This window comes from Aestuariivirga sp. (genome assembly GCF_047602625.1).
In the GTDB taxonomy this organism is placed as follows: Bacteria; Pseudomonadota; Alphaproteobacteria; order Rhizobiales; family Aestuariivirgaceae; genus Aestuariivirga.
This window is the reverse complement of record NZ_JASGGV010000002.1, coordinates 378,243-395,769: the sequence shown is the minus strand read 5'-3', so window position 1 is coordinate 395,769 and position 17,527 is coordinate 378,243. Positions and strand designations below refer to the sequence as shown.

The window sequence follows — 17,527 nt, the reverse complement described above, 5'->3', positions numbered from 1 at the left end:
CCGTGCGTATCTTTCTCGCAGGGGCCACGGGGGTGATTGGCCGGTCGCTCATTCCGCTCTTGAAGGCGGATGGGCATGAGGTGGTCGGAACGACGCGCAATAGCGCCGGAGCGGAGCTTCTGGCAACACTGGGCGTTGCGCCCGCTGTTGTCGATGTCTTCGATGCGGAGGCCCTGCTGGGCATCGTCAAGCGGGCCGCGCCGGAGATTGTCATTCATCAGCTCACGGATCTTTCGGCGGGGCTTGATCCGGCCTCGCGGGAGAAGGTGCTGGCGGGCAACGCCAGGCTCAGGCGCGAAGGCACGGCCAATCTCGTGCGCGCGGCGCTGGCAGCAGGAGCAAGGCGGCTTATCGCGCAAAGCATCGCTTGGGCCTATGCGCCGAAACAGCCGCCCTACAGCGAAGCCGATCCGCTCGATTCCGCGGCCACCGGCCTTCGCGCCATCACGATTGCAGGCGGCGTCATTCCACTGGAAGAGGCGGTGCTGGGCCAGCCCGGTCTTGAAGGCATTGTCCTCCGTTATGGCGAACTTTATGGGCCGGGCACCTGGCGGATGAATCCCGAAGGCCTGTCGCCCGTGCATGTGGATGCGGCGGCGCTCGCGGCGTCCCTCGCCGTCACGCGTGGCAGCCCCGGCATGTATAATATCGCTGAGCCGGGCGGCTCCGCCGCCGTTGCCAAAGCAATGAGCGAACTGGGATGGAACCCGGCCTTCCGGCGCGCAGGGAGGCTTTGATGCATGCCATGGTCCTGAACGCAATCGGTGCGCCGCTGGTGTGGACCGAGCGCCCTGATCCCCAGCCGGGCGTGGGCGAAATCCGCGTCAGGGTGCTGGCCTGCGGCGTGTGCCGCACCGATCTTCATGTGGTGGATGGCGAGTTGCCGCAGCCGCATCTGCCCATCGTTCCCGGCCATGAGATCGTTGGCCGCATCGATGCGCTGGGGGCGGGCGTTGAACATCTGGCCATCGGCCAGCGCGTCGGCATTCCGTGGCTTGGCCACACCTGCGGCCACTGCCCCTATTGCGCCACCCAGCGCGAGAACCTGTGCGATGCGCCGCTGTTCACCGGCTTCAGCCGCGATGGCGGCTATGCCACGGCAGCCATCGCCGATGCGCGCTTTGCCTTTCCGCTGGGCGAGGAGGGGGATCACGTCTCGCTCGCCCCCTTGCTGTGCGCGGGGCTGATCGGCTGGCGGGCGCTCAGGATGGCGGGCGATGGCAAGCGCCTTGGCCTTTATGGCTTCGGCGCCGCCGCGCACATCATCGCGCAGGTGGCGCCGTGGCAGGGGCGCTCGGTCTATGCCTTCACGCAGAAGGGCGATCAGGCCACGCAAGTCTTCGCGCGCCAGCTTGGCGCTGCATGGGCGGGAGGCTCCGATGAAATGCCGCCAGATGCGCTTGATGCCGCCATCATTTTTGCGCCGGTGGGGGCGCTGGTTCCTGCCGCCTTGCGGGCCGTTCACAAGGGCGGCCGCGTGGTGTGCGCTGGGATACACATGAGCGACATTCCGGCTTTTCCCTATGCGATCCTGTGGGAGGAGCGGCAGAATTCTCTCCGTCGCCAATCTCACGCGGCAGGACGGGCTCGAGTTCCTCTCCCTCGCGCCGAAAATCGGCATCCGCACGCAGACGACGGTTTACCCCCTGCAACAGGCCAACGAGGCCCTGGCAGACCTCCGCGCCGGGCGTTTCGAGGGCGCTGCCGTGCTGGTGCCGTGAGGGGGCTTTTTCGATTGTTATGGCATTATAGACATTTCGTTGCTATATGACCATTTATATGGTCATGAGGATATCGTGGACAAGATCACACTGGCGGACGCAAAAACGCGTTTGAGCGAGCTTGTGGACCGCGTTGAAGCAGGGGATTCGATCGACATTACCCGGCGTGGAAAGCGCGTGGCACGGTTGGCTGCGGTCGCGCAAGCCCGCAAGCCTGTTGATGCTATCGCTTTGAGAGCCCTGACGGATGCCCAGCCGAAGCACGAGCAAGGTGCCGCGGAACTTGTCCGGGACATGCGTGACGGTGACCGTTACTGATGCTCTATCTCGACACGTCGCTCATTGTTACGGCCCTTTCGAACGAAGCAACGACAGCGCGCGTCCAAGCGTGGCTTGCCGGACAGGATCCGAACCAGCTTGCGATCAGCGGCTGGACGTTTACCGAAGTATCTTCAGCCTTTGCAATCAAGCTGCGTACGGGCCAAATCAGCCTTGAACACCGCGCTGCATCACTCGCAGCTTTCAGCAAGATGGCCGCCGAGAGCTTCACGACGCTGGATGTGAAGGGGTCGCATTTCCGCCTCGCCGCAAAATTCGCCGATCAATATGCGCTTGGCTTGCGTGGCGGTGATGCGCTTCATCTCGCGATTGCCTCGGACCATGGTGCTGTTATTCATACGCTTGACCAGCGGATCGCAGGAGCAGCACCTCAGCTCGGCATTCCGGTGAAACTACTGGCTTGATCAAAACCCGCGTTATGCGGACGGATAAACGTCGAAGGACAAATCAATCTGCAGGTCGCCCGCCAGAGCAAGGCATGCGTAGGGCAGGACGCCGCCGCTCTGCCTCTCGAAGAACCAGCCGATGAACAGTTCAATCTTGCCACCTTCAGCCCTGATCCGATGCAGGAAAGCGCGGTGACGAACGAGGTCTTGCAATACCTCCAGAAGCGCCGCGCCAAGTTCGGTCCCATGTTGCGTGCCGATCCTGGCCGACCAGTAGCTTTCAGCATAGAGTCCCGGCAGCTCCCCGCCCGGGGGCGAGCGGCGTGGTGTTCCGGCTTTCCAGAAATGATTGGGCAGCCGCCCGATTGCTATACTAATTTCTTCCGGCGCGATGCCCGGATGCCAGATACGAAGGCTGATGGCGAAGTGATAGGGCGATGACGGCTCCACCCTCACTCCCACTCGATCGTGCCCGGCGGCTTGCTGGTCACGTCATACACCACGCGGCTCACGTCTTTCACCTCGTTGATGATCCCGGTGGCGACGCGGGTGAGGAAGGCGTGGTCGAAGGGATAGCTTTCCGCCGCCATGGACGCCGGCCCTCGCTGGCGTGCGCACATAGAAAACTCCCTGAAGCGGATGCCCTTCACGATGAAAATCCTGAACAGCCTTTAGAGCGGCGTGCGTTTTGATGAAATCAAAACATCCGCTCTACCTTGTTGATGGCGAGACACTTATCCGACTCAATCCCACCAGAAGTACCACCAGTCGTTCGCGATCAAGTCGGCAGCGAGCGCGCTATAAGTTTCAGATCCCTGATCGATGATATCCGAACAATAGATGTATTGTTCGCGCGCGAGCGCGAGCGCTTCCTCACGGGTCTTGGGCTTGATTGCCACCCGCAAATTCATCGTATCGAAGCTCAAGCCGATGAGTTCGGCGCCATAGTTGTCACGCCACTTCCGCAACGCAGCGACATGATATTCGGCGGCAGGGCACGCATTCCAGCCGCCCCAGCGGAGAATCGCCGGAATGGTTGTCCAGTCGTCAGTTGGCGCAACACCGATATAGACTTTCGGGAAGGGCTTGCCTGAGAGAAGTTCGGAAGCAACTGTAAGCCCCATCGATGCATTTGGCGTGTCGGGCCAGTTGCCGAGCGGCGGCTCCTGATGCTCCTGCAGCATGGCGGCGATCGTTTCATCACGGCTCAGAGTTCGCGTTGCCACGCCATCCGACCGGGTAATGATCGGAAGTTTGGCCTTGGGATTGCCCGCAAGCTCGGCCTTCAGTATTGCGATGGACTCTTCTTCCTGAGCCCGTTGTTCCTTCAAGAGATCATCTGGAAACTTCATGCTGGCGGCCGCGCGAAGGATGTCGTCGACTGGCTGTGGCGGCTCCGGCGCGTCAGAGCCGAAGGGATCGAGAAGATTGCCCAGGCTCTCGCCCAAAACAACCGGAGACACTCCTCCAGCCGACTTCAGCTCCTGCCATCTTGCCAACGCAGCATCGCCCGTGGCCTCGACGATTTTCAGGGGAAAATGCTCGAGGGCCTTCCGCTGATATTCCTGCGCTCTCTCTGCAATCTCTTCTGAAGTCATCGCTCTTGCCTCACGTGCGATTGTCACACAAGCAGCGCTGGCAATAGCCGACTGCAAAAAGGCTCGACGCCGCATTGCCTCTTGCTCTCCTCACTCCCACTCGATCGTGCCCGGTGGCTTGCTGGTCACGTCATACACCACGCGGGAAACGCCTTTCACCTCGTTGATGATGCGGGTGGCCACGCGGGTGAGGAAGGCGTGGTCGAAGGGATAGCTTTCCGCAGTCATGCCGTCGGTCGAGGTCACGGCGCGGAGGCCCAGCACGCGGTCATAGGTGCGGCCATCACCCATCACGCCCACGGTGCGCACCGGCAGCAGCACGGCGAAGGCCTGCCAGATCGCGTCATACAATCCGGCTTTCCTGATCTCGTCGAGATAGACGGCATCGGCCTTGCGCAGGATGTCGAGCTTCTCCACCGTAATGTCGTCGCCGGGAATGCGGATGGCGAGGCCGGGGCCGGGGAAGGGGTGGCGGCCCACGAAATGCTCGGGCAGGCCGAGTTCGCGGCCCAGCAGGCGCACCTCGTCCTTGAAGAGTTCGCGCAGCGGCTCCACCAGCTTCATGTTCATGCGCTCAGGCAGCCCACCCACATTGTGGTGCGACTTGATGGTGACCGAAGGCCCGCCGGTGAAGGAGACGCTTTCGATCACATCGGGATAAAGCGTGCCCTGCGCCAGGAAGGCGGCGCCGCCCACCTTCTTCGCTTCCGCCTCGAACACGTCGATGAACAGCTTGCCGATGGTCTTGCGCTTCACCTCCGGGTCGGTCACGCCCGCCAGCGCGCCCAGGAAGGTCTTGGACGCATCCACATGGACGAGCGGGATGTTGTAGGATTCGCGGAACAGCCGCACCACCTCATCCGCCTCGTTCAGCCGCATCAGGCCGTGGTCGACGAAGATGCAGGTCAGCTGGTCGCCGATCGCCTCATGGATCAGCACCGCCGTCACGGCGGAATCAACACCGCCCGAAAGGCCGCAGATCACCCGCTCGAAGCCCACCTGCTTTTTGATCTTGGCGATCATCTCGGCCTTGAACGAGGCCATGGACCAGGAGCCCTTGCAGCCGCAGATCTCGCGCACGAAATTGGTGAGCAGTTTCGCGCCATCGGGCGTGTGCACCACTTCGGGGTGGAACTGCATGGCGTAGAATTGCCGCGTCTCATCGGCGATGGCGGCGAAGGGTGCCCCCTCGCTCACGGCGATCGCCTTGAAGCCTTTGGGCAGCGCCGTCACCCGGTCGCCATGGCTCATCCACACCTGGTGCCGCTCGCCCTCGCGCCACACGCCATCGAACAGCGCGTTGGGGGATTTCACCTCCACGAAGGCCTTGCCGAATTCGCGGTGGTCTGAGCCTTCCACCTTGCCGCCCAGCTGCGCGCACATGGTCTGCTCGCCATAGCAGATGCCGAGAACGGGAAGGCCGTGGGTGAAGACGCCCTCGGGCGCCCTCGGGCTTCCGCCCTCATGCACGGAGGCGGGGCCTCCTGAGAGGATGATGCCCTTGAGGCCCGGCCAGTCCAGCGCCTTGTGGGCGGACTGGAAGGGCACGATTTCCGAGTAAACCCCAGCTTCCCGCACCCGGCGGGCGATGAGCTGGGTGACCTGCGATCCGAAGTCGATGATGAGAATACGGTCCTGCATGGCGGGCGTTTAAGGGAGTTGGGGGCGGAGGGCAAGATGGGGCCGGAAAGAGGGTCAAACTGGTATGGATGAGGATTGCTGGGAATCCGCTTTTGGCTGAAGGTGTAATCCATGTTCAGTGCAACCGTCGCATACCGGGAATTCATGAGGCGATGGAGCGTGCCCGGTTGTCCGCTTGAGAAGGTCAAGGAACCCGATCTCAAATCTGTGGAGCGCGATTTTAACTGCTGGCTTCCGGCTGATTATCGTGAAGCCGTGTTGGAGTTTGGTGTGGGAAAGCTGAGTGCGGCGTTTCCCGCTGCTGTGCAATCGTTCAATGTAAATCTCGATTTGATCGCGGCGTTCCTTGACCCTTCGGAGATGCTTCAATTTTGTAAGCAGTATGCTTCCATCAATGATGTGTCGGGCTTCATTCCTATCGCAGCGGGAACTGGTGGAGAATTCTGGGGTTTCGCGCGAGATGATCTCGCACAGCCCAAAAGACCGGAGTCGGGCATGATCTGGTACAGCAATTTTGAAACGGGCGATTCCAAGTTTTGCGCCGGTGATTTCGAAAGCTGGATTATGCAGTACGACGGCGTACCATTGAACGGTGAATGACCAACCTCCGTCACCCTGGGGCAAGCCAAGGTCCCGCTTTCAACTTTTTGCGGTATGCGAGAAAGCAGCAGAAAGCCTCACCCCCTAAGCACATCCCACAGCAGCTTCACATTGAGGGCGATGATGAGGGCGGCGATGAGGGAGGCGATAAGGCTCAGCCACAGGGGTGAGACGAGTGCGCCCAGTTTGCGGCGGCTCATGGTGAACATCACCAGGGGCACGATGGCGAAGGGAAGCTGGAAGGCGAGGATCACCTGGCTGAAGATCAGCAGGAAGCCGGTGCCCTTGGCGCCATAAATGATGGTCACGGTGGCGGCGGGCACGATGGCGATGAGGCGCGTCACCAGCCGCCTCGCCCATGCGGCAAGTTTGATATCGAGAAAGCCCTCCATCACGATCTGCCCCGCCATGGTGGCCGTCACGGTGGAGTTGAGACCGCAGCAGAGCAGCGCAATGGCGAAGAGTTTGGGCGCGAGGAGGGAGCCGACCAGCGGCGCCAGCATGGCGTGGGCATCGCCGATTTCCGCCACGCTCGTTTCTCCGGCGGCGTGAAAGGTGGCGGCGGCGAGGATCAGGATCGCCGCGTTGATCAAGAGCGCGAACATCAGCGCCACGGTTGAATCCCAGGTGGCGAAACGCAGCGCCTCGCGCTTTTCGGGCAGGGTCGTGCCATAGGCGCGCGTCTGCACGATGCCGGAGTGAAAGTAGAGATTATGCGGCATCACCGTGGCGCCGATGATGCCCAGCGCCAGATAGAGCATGGCCGGGTTTTTCACGATCTCGACGGTGGGCGCGAAGCCCAGGATCACGCCGCGCCAATCGGGATGGGCCAGCGCGATCTGCACGATGAAGCAGGCGAAGATCAGCGCCAGAAGGGCAATCACGAAGGCCTCGATCCAGCGGAAGCCCAAGCGCTGCAGGGCGAGGATCAGGAACACGTCGAGGGCGGTGATGAGGACGCCCAGTTCCAGCGGAATGCCGAACAGCAGGTTGAGGCCGATGGCCGTGCCCACCACCTCCGCAATGTCGGTGGCGATGATGGCGATTTCGGCGAAGGCCCACAGCGCCCACGCCACGGGCCGGGGGAAGGCATCGCGGCAGGCCTGCGCCAGGTCGCGCCCCGAACCGATGGCGAGCCTTGAGCAGAGCGATTGCAGGATGATCGCCATGATGTTGGAGAGCAGCGCCACGAACAGCAGCGCGTAGCCAAATTGCGCGCCGCCGGCGATCGAGGTGGCCCAGTTGCCGGGGTCCATATAGCCCACGGCGACGAGATAGCCCGGCCCCACGAAGGCCAGCGCCCGCCGCCACAGGCTTCCGCCTGGTTCGACGCGCACGGTGCGGAACACATCGGCGAGGGAGGGCTCGCCGGGCGCGCGCCGCCAGGCACCTAGGCTTTCGTCTGACATAGGAAAAGTTTAGCATTGGCTAAACTATAGTCAACAGGCTAAGTTCGGGGCCATGACCATGGCGGCGCGCAAGAAGCATTCGGCCAAGATCCGCTCGGCGGCGTTCCGCCGCGTGCGCGCCGATCACCAGTCGGAGCTGGCGGAGGATTATGTCGAACTCATCGCCGATCTGATCGACGAGAAGGGCGAGGCGCGCGGCACCGATGTTGCCATGCGGCTAGGCGTCGCCAATGCCACGGTGGTGAAGACGCTGAAGCGCCTGCAGGATTCGGGGTTGGTCACGCAGGAGCCCTATCGCGCCATTTTCCTCACCGAAAAGGGCTGGGAGATGGCCGAGGACGGCCGCCGCAAGCACCGCATTGTCGAAGGCTTCCTGCTGGCGCTGGGGGTGAGTGCGGACACGGCGCGCATCGATTCAGAAGGGATCGAGCATCACGTCAGCGCCGAAACCCTGCGCGCCATGAGCCGCTTTCTCGCGCGCGGGGGATGAGTTTACTTCCCTCCCCCGAAGCGGGACGTTCTATTTGTAGATCGCATAGCTGCCGGTTGCGGCCGCTATGACCGGTGCCGGATAAGCTATATTTACCGGAAGAGCTCTAATGGTTTTGTAACAAATGGAGTTTCTAAGTTTATTGGAGCGTCAGTTTCTGGCGGAGGGGCCTATAAATGCCGTATGATCCCTCTGCCACGATCGGCGGTCGGAGAATGAGTGCCGTATTATGTTAAAAATGGCTCAGAGGATTTTTTTTAAAATTGTGGCATGGGCATTGATTGCCAGCGTGTGGTTCTATTTGTCCTTGGACAGTATATATTTCGGTTATACGAGAGTATAAGAATCCCGCATCAGGCAGCGTAATACCTTACGAAATAAAGGGAGTTGTTGTTTATCTTACAAATGAACAATACCGATTGGCCAATTTTGGCCTGTATAGTATTGGGGTTTGGCTTGTAGTGGCTTTCATCTGCCATTTGATCAATCTCAAATGGCCTTTACCTGAGAAGAAAAAACAAGGACTCAAGTTTTCGTCGTTGAATGAGCATCACCCTCCCCGCGAAAGGGGAGGGAAATCGTAGTCATACACCCGCGAACTGCTTGAACAGCCCTTCCGGCGCATATTTATACACAGCGCCATTGTCGGTAAAATCAGGCGCGCACATGGGAACGATCTGCGCCGCCACCTCTTCGGCGGTGGGCAGCGACATCGGGTCTTCGCCGGGCATGGCGGAGGCGCGCATGTCGGTGCGGGTGGCGCCGGGGCTGAAGCAGTTGGCGCGGGCGGGCGTGGTGGCGATTTCGCCGGCATAGGTTTTCACCATCGCCTCAAGTGCTGCCTTGGAGATCGAATAAGGCCCCCAATAGGGCCAGCATTTGTGCGCGAGGCCCGATGTCACGAACACCGCGCGGCCCGCGTCGGACAGGCGGAGCAGGGGATCGAGCGAGCGGATCAGCCGGTAATTGGCGGTCACGTTCACCGCCATCACCTCGTCCCACACCTTCTGGTCGAGATGCGCCATCGGCGTGAGCTTGCCCAGCACGCCGGCATTGCCGATGAAAATGTCGAGCTTTTTCCAGCGCTCGAAAATCGCCGCGCCCAGCCGGTCGAGGGCGGGGAGATCGGTCATGCTCACCGGCACCAGCGTGGCTTCGCCGCCGATGGCCTTGATCTCGTCGTCGAGGTCCTCAAGCCCGCCTTGCGTGCGGGCCACGGCGATCACATGCGCGCCCGCCTTCGCCAGATGAAAGGCGGCGGCGCGGCCAAGGCCCCGCGATGCGCCGGTGACGACGGCGACCCGTCCCTTGAGATCGGTCATGCCGGTTAGCCCGCTTCCGCCAGAAGGGCGAGTTTCTGCTTGCCACGCTCACCGTTCAGATCGGTGAGGGGTGTCGGATAATCGCCGGTGAAGCAGTGATCGGTGAATTGCGGGCGCACCGGATCGCGGCCCTCGAAGCCCACCGCCTTGTAGATGCCGTCGACGGAGAGGAAGGCCAGCGTGTCGACTCCGATATATTCGCGCATCTCCTCCAGCGTGTGGGTGGCGGCCAGCAGCGATTTCTGCTCCGGCGTGTCGATGCCGTAGAAATCGGGGTGCGCGATGGGCGGGCTGGAAATCCGCATGTGCACTTCTTTCGCCCCCGCCTCATACATCATGCGCACGATCTTGACGGAGGTAGTGCCGCGCACGATCGAGTCATCGAGCAGCACCACGCGCTTACCCGCCACCACGGCGCGGTTGGCATTGTGCTTGAGCTTGACGCCCAGCGAACGGATGGTCTGTGTCGGCTCGATGAAGGTGCGGCCCACATAATGGTTGCGGATGATGCCAAGCTCGAAGGGAATGCCGGTCGCCTGCGAGAACCCAAGCGCGGCGGGAACGCCCGAGTCGGGGATCGGCACGATCACATCGGCCTCTACAGGCGACTCGAGCGCAAGCTGGCGGCCCATGGCTTTACGCACTTCATAGATCGAGCGGCCGCCCAGCATGGAATCGGGGCGGGAGAAGTAAATATATTCGAAGATGCAGGGGCGCGCCTGCTGCTTGGGGAAGGGCCTGAGCGACTCGATGCCATCTTCGGAGATCACCACCACTTCGCCGTTCTCCACCTCGCGCACGAATTTGGCGCCGATGATGTCGAGCGCGCAGGTTTCGGAACAGAGAATGTAGGCGCCGTTCAATTCGCCGAGGATCAGCGGGCGGATACCCAGCGGATCGCGCGCGCCGATCAGCTTCTTGTTGGTGAGCGCAACGAGCGCATAGGCGCCTTCGAGATGGCGGATGGCGTCGATGTAGCGCTCCACCATGCGGTTCTTCTGCGAGCGCGCCACGAGATGCAGGATCACCTCGGTGTCGGAGGTGGACTGGCAGATCGCCCCCTGCGCGATCAGCTCCTTGCGAAGCGTCAGGCCGTTGGTGATGTTGCCGTTATGCGCCACGGCGAAACCGCCGGAGGCGAGTTCCGCGAACAGCGGCTGCACATTGCGGAGGATGGTTTCGCCGGTCGTCGAGTAGCGCACATGGCCGAGCGCGAGAGAACCTTGCAGCCGGTCGATGATCTTGCCGCTGGAAAAGTGATCGCCGACGAGGCCGAGGCGGCGCTCGGTCTGGAAGCGTTCGCCATCGAAGGAGACGATGCCCGCCGCTTCCTGCCCCCGGTGCTGCAGCGCGTGGAGGCCCAGCGCCGTCAGGGCCGCCGCGTCCGGGTGGCCGATGATTCCGAACACGCCGCACTCCTCGCGCAGGCGGTCGGCTTCCAGTTCAAGATCGATGCCGGTCATCATTGTGTGTCACCCTGGCCGTCGCTTTGACCCATTGCCGGTTGCTGCGCGGTGCCGTTGTTGGTCACACCGTTCGTCAGATTGTCGAGGCCCTGCTGCTCGCTCTTGCTGTAGCCCTCGGTATCGCTCTTGCCGTCGGTGGCGGGCGTCTGTTCGGGCGATTTGCTCAAGGCCGTGTTGGTCAGCGTCTCGGCGATGTCGGGCGGCATCAGGGCCAGAAGTTTTTCACCCGCATATTTGATCAGCGGCAGGCTCTTGGCATCGCGCACCCAGGGCTCCTGCCGGTCGACGGGCAGCAGCCAGCCGTAGAAGAGATAGGCGATGGCCACCAGCACGAAGCCGCGCGCCAGCCCGTAGATGAAGCCAACCGTGCGGTCGAAGCCGCCCACCGCCGAATCGACCACCCAGTCGGAAATCTTGACGCTGATGACCGAGACGACGATCAGCACGATCAGGAAGGCGATGCCCCCCACCGCGATCTGCGCCAGCACCGGCTTGTCGACATAGGGCATCGCCATGTCGATCAGATTCTGCTGCTTGATGGCGAAATAGGCGGCAATGGCCGCAAGGCCCCAGGCCACCAGCGACAGCACCTCGCGGGTGAAGCCGCGCATCAGCGCAAGAAGGCCCGAGACCAGCATAATGCCGATCAGGATGATGTCGAGAATCTGAAAACCCATGAGCCGGTCCCAAGCCGCCAATGAAACGCCCCATATAGGCGGGATTCTCCCGCCATGCCAGTGCTGGCGGAAAGCGTTTCAACAGGGGCGAAAGAGTTGTCTTCTCCCGCGCAGCGGGAGAAGAAGGGACCCGCTGCGTAGCAGCGGGGAGATGAGGGGCCTTGGAGTGTGCCGGGAAGACCCTCACCTCCACATCGCGTTGCGATGGGCCTCTTCCTCTCCCGCGCAGCGGGAGAGGACGATTTCGTGCCTCACGCGATCCGCCTGCTGCCCTTGTCCTGGGCGGCGCTCCAGGCCACGAGGTCCATGATGGTTTCGAGCTGTTTCACGCGGATGCCTTTCACCGAGGGTTGATCGGCGGTTGAGGCGATCACCGCGTCCTTGAGGCCGAGTTTCTGCGCCTCCTTCAGCCGCGCTTCCGTCTGGCCGACGGGGCGGATGGCGCCGGACAGGGCGATTTCGCCGAAGATGGCGGTGCCATGGGGGATTACCGTATCGGTGAGCGAGGAGAGAAGTGCCGCCGCCACGGCCAGATCGGCGGCAGGTTCGCGCACCTTCAGGCCACCCGCTACGTTGAGATAGACGTCATTGTTGCCGATGGTCACCCCGGCGCGCGCCTCCAGCACGGCGAGGATCATCGACAGACGGTTCGAATCCCAGCCCACCGTGGTGCGGCGCGGCGTGCCGAGCGGCGAGGGCGAGACCAGCGCCTGCACCTCGATCAGCAGCGGCCTCGTGCCCTCCATCCCGGCGAACACGGCGGTGCCGGGGGTGGGCCGCTCGCCCGACCCCATGAACAGGCGTGAGGGGTTGGTGACCTCGCTCAGTCCGCCGTCTGACATTTCGAACACGCCGATCTCGTCGGTGGGGCCGAAGCGGTTTTTGACGGCGCGCAGGATGCGGAACTGGTGCCCCCGGTCGCCTTCGAAATAAAGCACCGTATCCACCATGTGCTCGATCACCTTGGGGCCGGCGATCTGGCCTTCCTTGGTCACATGGCCCACCAGCAGCATGGCGGTGCCCTTCTGCTTGGCAAAGCGCACCAGCGCTTCCGATCCCGCCTTCAGCTGCGACACGGTGCCGGGCGAGGCGTCGATATTGGGCGACCACAGCGTCTGGATCGAATTCGATCACCGCCACGGCGGGAGGTGCTCCCTCGGCCAGCGTCGCCACGATGTCGGAGACATTGGTTTCGGTGGCCAGCAGCACGGCGCTGTCATCAAGCCCCAGCCGCTCGGCCCGGAGCCTCACCTGGGCGATCGCCTCTTCGCCGGAAATATAGACGACGCGCTGGCCGCTGCGGGCCAGCGCCGCCATGGCCTGCAGCAGCAGCGTGGACTTGCCGATGCCGGGATCGCCGCCGATCAATACGCCCGAGCCCGGCACGAAGCCGCCCCCCGCCACGCGGTCAAGCTCGCCGATGCCGGTGATGATGCGGGGAGGCGCCGCGTTCTCGCCCTTCAGCCCCACGAGCCTTGTGGCGCGGCCTTTGGGCAGCGAGGCCCCGCGCGCGCCCGCGAGCGGCGTTCCCGCCTGTTCCTCGATGATGGTGTTCCAGGCCTCGCAGGCATCGCAGCGCCCCGACCATTTGGACGAGGTGGCCCCGCAGGACTGGCAGACATAGGTGATCGCTGATTTGGCCATGCCGCCCAGATATGACTGGAACGATTAGAGAACGCAAGCTGTTCGTGCATCCCTCTCTGCGCAGCGGGGACGGTGGACGCGGAGAGCGGACGGGTGGGGTGCCGGCATCACGCGAAGGCCCCATCCGTCTCGCGCGGAAGGCCGCGCGATCCACCTTCCCCGGGCGTTGGCCGGAGAAGGAGAAGAATTTCAGCAAGCCCTCAGCCCCACGGCAGCGTGAGGGTGGTGATAACGCCGGGGCGGGGTGCGCCGCGATGGGCGGCTGCCGTTTCGAGTGTGCCGCCGAGGGATCGGGTGAGAAGCTGCGTCACGCTGCTGCCCAGCCCGGTGCTTCCACCCTCCATGCCCTTGCCGTCATCCGCTACGCTGAGGCGCAGCTTGGGCGCGCCATCTTCTCCCACGATCCTGTGCAGCGAGACTTTTACCGTGCCGCCGCTGTCGGGGAAGGCGTGTTTCAGCGCGTTCACCACCAGTTCGTTGATGAGCAGCACATAGCTCACGGCGTCCTTGCCGGGCAGCCTGATGTCGCCCACCTCGGTTTCGATCCTGATGCCGCGCGTCTCGGCCAGCGGGCGGATGTCGGCGAGGAAATTGTCGATGTAAGGCCCTGCCGTCACCGTGTCGGAATCGGCATCCACCTGCAGCCGGCGCTGGCTGGCGGCGATGGCGCGGATGCGGCTCACGCTGTCCTCCAGCGCCTGCTTCACATTCTCGTCCGGTGAGCGGCGCGCCTGCAGATTGATGAGCGCCGAGGCCATGTTCAGCGTATTGCCGACGCGGTGGTTCACATCCGCGAGGAAAGCCTGCACGCGCAGCTTCTCGCGTTCGAGATCGCGGGTGCGTTCGGCAACCATGAGGTCGAGCCTGGCATTTTCATCGGCCAGTTCGCGCGTCAAATGGCGGGCATGCAGCGCCTCGCTTGCCACCAGCGCCGCCATGACGGCGAGCAGCGCGGCCATCGCCAAAAGTGAGAAGAACTGCTGGTTATCGAGATCGGTGCGGCGCACGGCCAGAAGCTGGTTTTCATCGGTTTCAAATGCCGCCACGCCGGCGCGCACCTGATCCATCTGCTGCTTGCCGGTGCCGAGCCGCAGGATGTCCACCGCATCGCCATGCTTGCCGGCTTTTTCAAGGCCAATGCCGGCTTCGAGCGTGGCCAACCTGTCGCTCGCCGAGGCGCGGATTTGCCCGAGCTTCGCCACCTGACCGGGATTATCGGCCACCAGCGCGTTCAATTGCGCGAAGGAAGCGTCGATGGTCTTGCGCGCGTCGTTGTAGGGCGCAAGAAACTTCTCATCGCCGGTCAAGAGGAAACCGCGCTGCCCCGTCTCGGCGTCCACCAGTTCGCGCAGCAGGCGCTCGGCCACATTCTGCGCCTCGATGGAATGGCTCACCCAGCCCGAACTGTGGAGCGCGCTATAGCCCAGCCAGCCGATGGCAATGATCGCCAATGCCAGAATGGTCATCAGCGCATAGCGCCAGCGCGGCAGAACGGCGGCGACGATGCGCTCAGGACTTCATGCGTCACGCGGCCGCCGCAGATGGTGACGGCGGGCTTCACCTCGCCTATCGCCCCGGGCGCGGTCTTTTCCAGATCATGGCCGAGCACCACTACGTCGGCCAGATACGTCTCGCGCAGCATGCCCTTGCGGTCCTCCATGAACTCGCAATAGGCGCCGCCCAGCGTGAAGGCGTTGAGCGCATCGGTGAGCGTTTGCGCCTGCGGCGGGCAGTCGGGCGTCAGCGGTTTCTGCGTCATTGCCGACTGCATGCCGAGAAACGGGTCGAGCGGTGACACCGGCCAGTCGGAGGAGAAGGCCACATGCGCGCCCGTGTTGCGTAGCGTCTGCCATGCGTAAGACCAGGGGAGCTTGGCTCCGATGCGCGTCAGGCAGGGTTCGAGAATGGCGCCCGGCACGCCAAGGCCGACGATGGGCTGCAGCGACGCGATCACGCCCAGTTCCTTCAGGCGCGGCACGTCGGCGGGGCTGATGACCTCGATGTGTTCGATGCGGTGGCGGGAATCGCGCGGGCCATTGGCCTTGCGCGCCGCCTCATAGCCATCGAGCGTGCGCCTCACGCCGCCATCGCCGATGGCGTGCGTCGAAATCTGCAGGCCGTATGAGTCGGCCTTCACCGCCACGGCGTTGAATTGCTCTGCGGTGAACAGCGGAGCGCCGCGCTCGCCGGGGAAGCCCGGATAATCGTCCAGCATCAGCGCCGTCAGCGATTCGAGCACGCCGTCCATGAACACTTTCACGCGGCCGGAATGCAGCATGTCGCCCTGATAGCGCGCCCGCATCTCCACCGCCTCGTCGATGCGGTCGAGGCCGAAGAAGTTCTTCTGGTGGAAAGGCACTTCCACGCGGGCAATCAGATCGCCCGCCTCCAGCAGACTATGCAGAAGTTCGAGCTGGTAGAAATTTCCGTCCATGTTGTGGATCGAGGTGATGCCCAGTGATGCGCAATATTTGAGGCCCTGTTTGATCACCTCGGCGTCCATGGCGCGTTCGGCCCGGGTCGCGGCGGGCTGGGGATCCTCGCCCGTCGTCATGCCCAGCCACTCGCGCCCGCCGGTGGGGGTGAGCGCCAGCACGGGATTGAAGGCGGCGGCTTCGCGCAGTTCTCCCGTCGCCAGCCCGTCTTTTCCCAGCACGATCTCATTGCCGGGCGGAAGGGCACGGCCCTTCATCAGCCCCGCCGCTTCCAGCGCCTTCGTATTCGCCCAGACGGTGTGATGATCGAAACAGATCATGATCAGCGGCCGGTCCGGAAGCACGCGGTCAAGATCGTGGCGGGTGATGCCGCCAGCCTCGCTCAGCATGGTGTGATAGCCGCCATTGGCGACGATCACCCGGTCATTCAGGCGTGCCGCCGCATATTCACGCACTGAATCCGTTAAGGCCTGCAAGCCCTTGATCTGATTGACATGCAGGCTGTCCAGCTCCACGCTTCCGCCAAACAGATGAATATGGCTTTCGATGATGCCGGGGATCACCGTCTTGCCCTGGGCGTCGATCACCCGCGTATGCTTCGCCTTGAAGGGAAGAACGTCCGCCATTGTCCCCACGCGCAGGATGCGATCCCCCGCAATGGCCAGGGATTCGGCGCGTGGCTGCTGCGGATCCACCGTCAGAATGCGCGCGTTGGTGATGAGAATGTCTGCTGTGGTCATGGCCCCTCCGTGAACCATGATGGAAGGCCGTGGCAATTCCCGCAAGACGCATCTTCGCCAAGCGTGCTATAGTGCACAGTGCTGGAAGGCCGTCTCAATTCCGGGGGCGGGTGGTGCGGGCTTTCCGGCAACGTCAACACCCGAAAGGAACCATCATATGATGAAGAAATTTATCGCGCGCGGCCTAATGGCTGCAAGCCTGGCCCTGTCGGCTGCGGTCATCGCGGCTCCCGCTGCTGAAGCCAAAGTCAAGGTATACATCGGCGTCGGCGGTTTTGGATATTGGAATGGCCCTGGATATTACGGCGGCAAATATTATGGCTACATGGGCTGCGGCCATGGCGCGGCCATCGTTGATCACAGCGGCTACGGCAAGGTCAGCGCGATTGACTGCAGCCCCCGTTACTATGCCTATCGCGCCAAGAATAATGGCATGTGGTACAAGGTGCGCCTCGATTCATGGACTGGCGCCATCGTCGGCGTGAAGCCCTGGTACTGATTAAGGCTTGCGATCACCGCCGGTCGTGACATACTGGCTTCAGTGTCAACAGCGAAAGGAGGTGATCCGATGTCGAGTGAGTTCACAGGTGAGGCTTCCGTCGCGCGGATCGTCAGGCTTGCGGGAGCGGGCGTCTGACGGACAGTGATCGGAGAGAGGCTTCGCCTTCATCTCACGGAGGGCCGCCCCACGGGGCGGCCCTTTTTGTTTCAACGAAACCTGTCACCCCTGCGCTTGCCGGGGGCAGATTTCATCTCGCAGGAATGCTAAAATTTACGTCCCGCCCAGAAACGGCGCAATCAATTCGCGCGTCTCGCTGGATTTCACTACGGGGATCACCTCGAAGGTGGCGCCGGTGCCGCGCCAATGCAGCACCCATTGCTGCATGAGGCGAAGATCATTGCATTCCATGATCTGGAAGCAGCGCGCGAAACTCGCCTCGATCCATGAATCGACATAGGTCACGCCCTCCGGCACGCCGCGCCCTCTCTCGAAGAAGCGCCGGTAGATCGGCACCATGTCGCCCTTTTCGAACGTTTCGATGACCATGAACAGCATGG

16 protein-coding genes and 3 pseudogenes are annotated in these 17,527 nt (G+C 62.8%); 7 read left to right on the top strand and 12 right to left on the bottom strand.

Going from position 1 to position 17,527, the window contains the following annotated elements; genetic code table 11:
- The first annotated feature begins 2 nt into the window (after positions 1-2).
- The 4 genes and pseudogenes from QM694_RS06755 (at position 3) to QM694_RS06740 (ending at position 2,464) form a co-directional block, all read left to right on the top strand.
- Positions 3-737, top strand: coding sequence for an NAD-dependent epimerase/dehydratase family protein (locus tag QM694_RS06755; RefSeq protein ID WP_415006180.1), 735 nt, complete (start codon positions 3-5; stop codon positions 735-737).
- A pseudogene (locus QM694_RS06750) lies at positions 737-1,721 on the top strand (zinc-dependent alcohol dehydrogenase family protein). The gene QM694_RS06755 and the pseudogene QM694_RS06750 overlap by 1 nt, the downstream one beginning before the upstream one ends.
- Positions 1,722-1,796: 75 nt before the next feature.
- Positions 1,797-2,039: a type II toxin-antitoxin system Phd/YefM family antitoxin gene (locus tag QM694_RS06745; protein WP_415006179.1), complete on the top strand. Its 243-nt coding sequence runs from the start codon at positions 1,797-1,799 to the stop codon at positions 2,037-2,039.
- Positions 2,039-2,464 carry a type II toxin-antitoxin system VapC family toxin gene (locus tag QM694_RS06740; RefSeq protein ID WP_415006178.1) on the top strand — a complete coding sequence of 142 codons (426 nt, stop codon included), beginning with the start codon at positions 2,039-2,041 and terminating at the stop codon, positions 2,462-2,464. Before QM694_RS06745 ends, QM694_RS06740 begins: the two co-directional genes overlap by 1 nt.
- A 12-nt stretch (positions 2,465-2,476) precedes the next feature.
- On the opposite strand, the gene QM694_RS06735 is transcribed toward QM694_RS06740, so the two are convergent.
- The 4 genes and pseudogenes from QM694_RS06735 to guaA all read right to left on the bottom strand — a co-directional run bounded on the left by QM694_RS06735 (position 2,477) and on the right by guaA (position 5,685).
- Positions 2,477-2,896 (bottom strand): hypothetical protein, encoded by a 420-nt coding sequence (locus QM694_RS06735; RefSeq protein ID WP_415006177.1) that lies wholly within the window; start codon positions 2,894-2,896, stop codon positions 2,477-2,479.
- 2 nt (positions 2,897-2,898) lie between these two features.
- Positions 2,899-3,036, bottom strand: a pseudogene (locus QM694_RS06730) (hypothetical protein); the annotation flags it as partial.
- 153 nt (positions 3,037-3,189) lie between these two features.
- Complete coding sequence (locus tag QM694_RS06725; RefSeq protein WP_415006176.1) at positions 3,190-4,119, bottom strand: DUF4253 domain-containing protein; 930 nt, start codon at positions 4,117-4,119, stop codon at positions 3,190-3,192.
- 15 nt (positions 4,120-4,134) lie between these two features.
- A complete protein-coding gene (gene guaA / locus QM694_RS06720; RefSeq protein ID WP_415006175.1) occupies positions 4,135-5,685 on the bottom strand; it encodes a glutamine-hydrolyzing GMP synthase in 1,551 nt (516 codons plus the stop codon).
- Between the two features lie 111 nt (positions 5,686-5,796).
- Between guaA and QM694_RS06715 the strand changes: the two genes are divergently transcribed.
- Entirely contained in the window at positions 5,797-6,285 is a 489-nt protein-coding gene (locus tag QM694_RS06715; RefSeq protein ID WP_415006174.1) for an SMI1/KNR4 family protein, read from the top strand.
- A gap of 77 nt (positions 6,286-6,362) precedes the next feature.
- Here QM694_RS06715 and QM694_RS06710 read toward each other — a convergent pair whose 3' ends face one another.
- Positions 6,363-7,694 (bottom strand): Nramp family divalent metal transporter, encoded by a 1,332-nt coding sequence (locus tag QM694_RS06710; RefSeq protein ID WP_415006173.1) that lies wholly within the window; start codon positions 7,692-7,694, stop codon positions 6,363-6,365.
- Positions 7,695-7,752: 58 nt separating this feature from the next.
- Between QM694_RS06710 and mntR the strand changes: the two genes are divergently transcribed.
- Positions 7,753-8,184 (top strand): manganese-binding transcriptional regulator MntR, encoded by a 432-nt coding sequence (gene mntR, locus QM694_RS06705; RefSeq protein ID WP_415006172.1) that lies wholly within the window; start codon positions 7,753-7,755, stop codon positions 8,182-8,184.
- Between the two features lie 584 nt (positions 8,185-8,768).
- On the opposite strand, the gene QM694_RS06700 is transcribed toward mntR, so the two are convergent.
- From QM694_RS06700 to QM694_RS06675, 6 genes and pseudogenes are all read right to left on the bottom strand, one after another.
- The gene (locus QM694_RS06700; protein ID WP_415006171.1) at positions 8,769-9,506 is read right to left on the bottom strand and encodes an SDR family NAD(P)-dependent oxidoreductase; all 738 of its coding nucleotides are present in this window, start codon (positions 9,504-9,506) and stop codon (positions 8,769-8,771) included.
- Between the two features lie 5 nt (positions 9,507-9,511).
- Positions 9,512-10,972: an amidophosphoribosyltransferase gene (gene purF / locus QM694_RS06695; RefSeq protein ID WP_415006170.1), complete on the bottom strand. Its 1,461-nt coding sequence runs from the start codon at positions 10,970-10,972 to the stop codon at positions 9,512-9,514.
- Positions 10,969-11,649, bottom strand: coding sequence for a CvpA family protein (locus tag QM694_RS06690; protein WP_415006169.1), 681 nt, complete (start codon positions 11,647-11,649; stop codon positions 10,969-10,971). The genes purF and QM694_RS06690 overlap by 4 nt, the downstream gene beginning before the upstream one ends.
- A 251-nt stretch (positions 11,650-11,900) precedes the next feature.
- A pseudogene (radA, locus tag QM694_RS06685) lies at positions 11,901-13,293 on the bottom strand (DNA repair protein RadA).
- 200 nt (positions 13,294-13,493) lie between these two features.
- On the bottom strand, positions 13,494-14,759 hold the full coding sequence (locus QM694_RS06680; protein ID WP_415006168.1) for a sensor histidine kinase: 1,266 nt from the start codon (positions 14,757-14,759) through the stop codon (positions 13,494-13,496).
- Positions 14,759-16,468 (bottom strand): amidohydrolase, encoded by a 1,710-nt coding sequence (locus QM694_RS06675; RefSeq protein ID WP_415006167.1) that lies wholly within the window; start codon positions 16,466-16,468, stop codon positions 14,759-14,761. The genes QM694_RS06680 and QM694_RS06675 overlap by 1 nt, the downstream gene beginning before the upstream one ends.
- Positions 16,469-16,625: 157 nt before the next feature.
- Between QM694_RS06675 and QM694_RS06670 the strand changes: the two genes are divergently transcribed.
- Complete coding sequence (locus QM694_RS06670) at positions 16,626-16,967, top strand: hypothetical protein (protein ID WP_415006166.1); 342 nt, start codon at positions 16,626-16,628, stop codon at positions 16,965-16,967.
- Between the two features lie 273 nt (positions 16,968-17,240).
- Here QM694_RS06670 and QM694_RS06665 read toward each other — a convergent pair whose 3' ends face one another.
- The gene (locus tag QM694_RS06665) at positions 17,241-17,525 is read right to left on the bottom strand and encodes a DUF3303 domain-containing protein (protein ID WP_415006165.1); all 285 of its coding nucleotides are present in this window, start codon (positions 17,523-17,525) and stop codon (positions 17,241-17,243) included.
- Between the last annotated feature and the right edge of the window lie 2 nt (positions 17,526-17,527).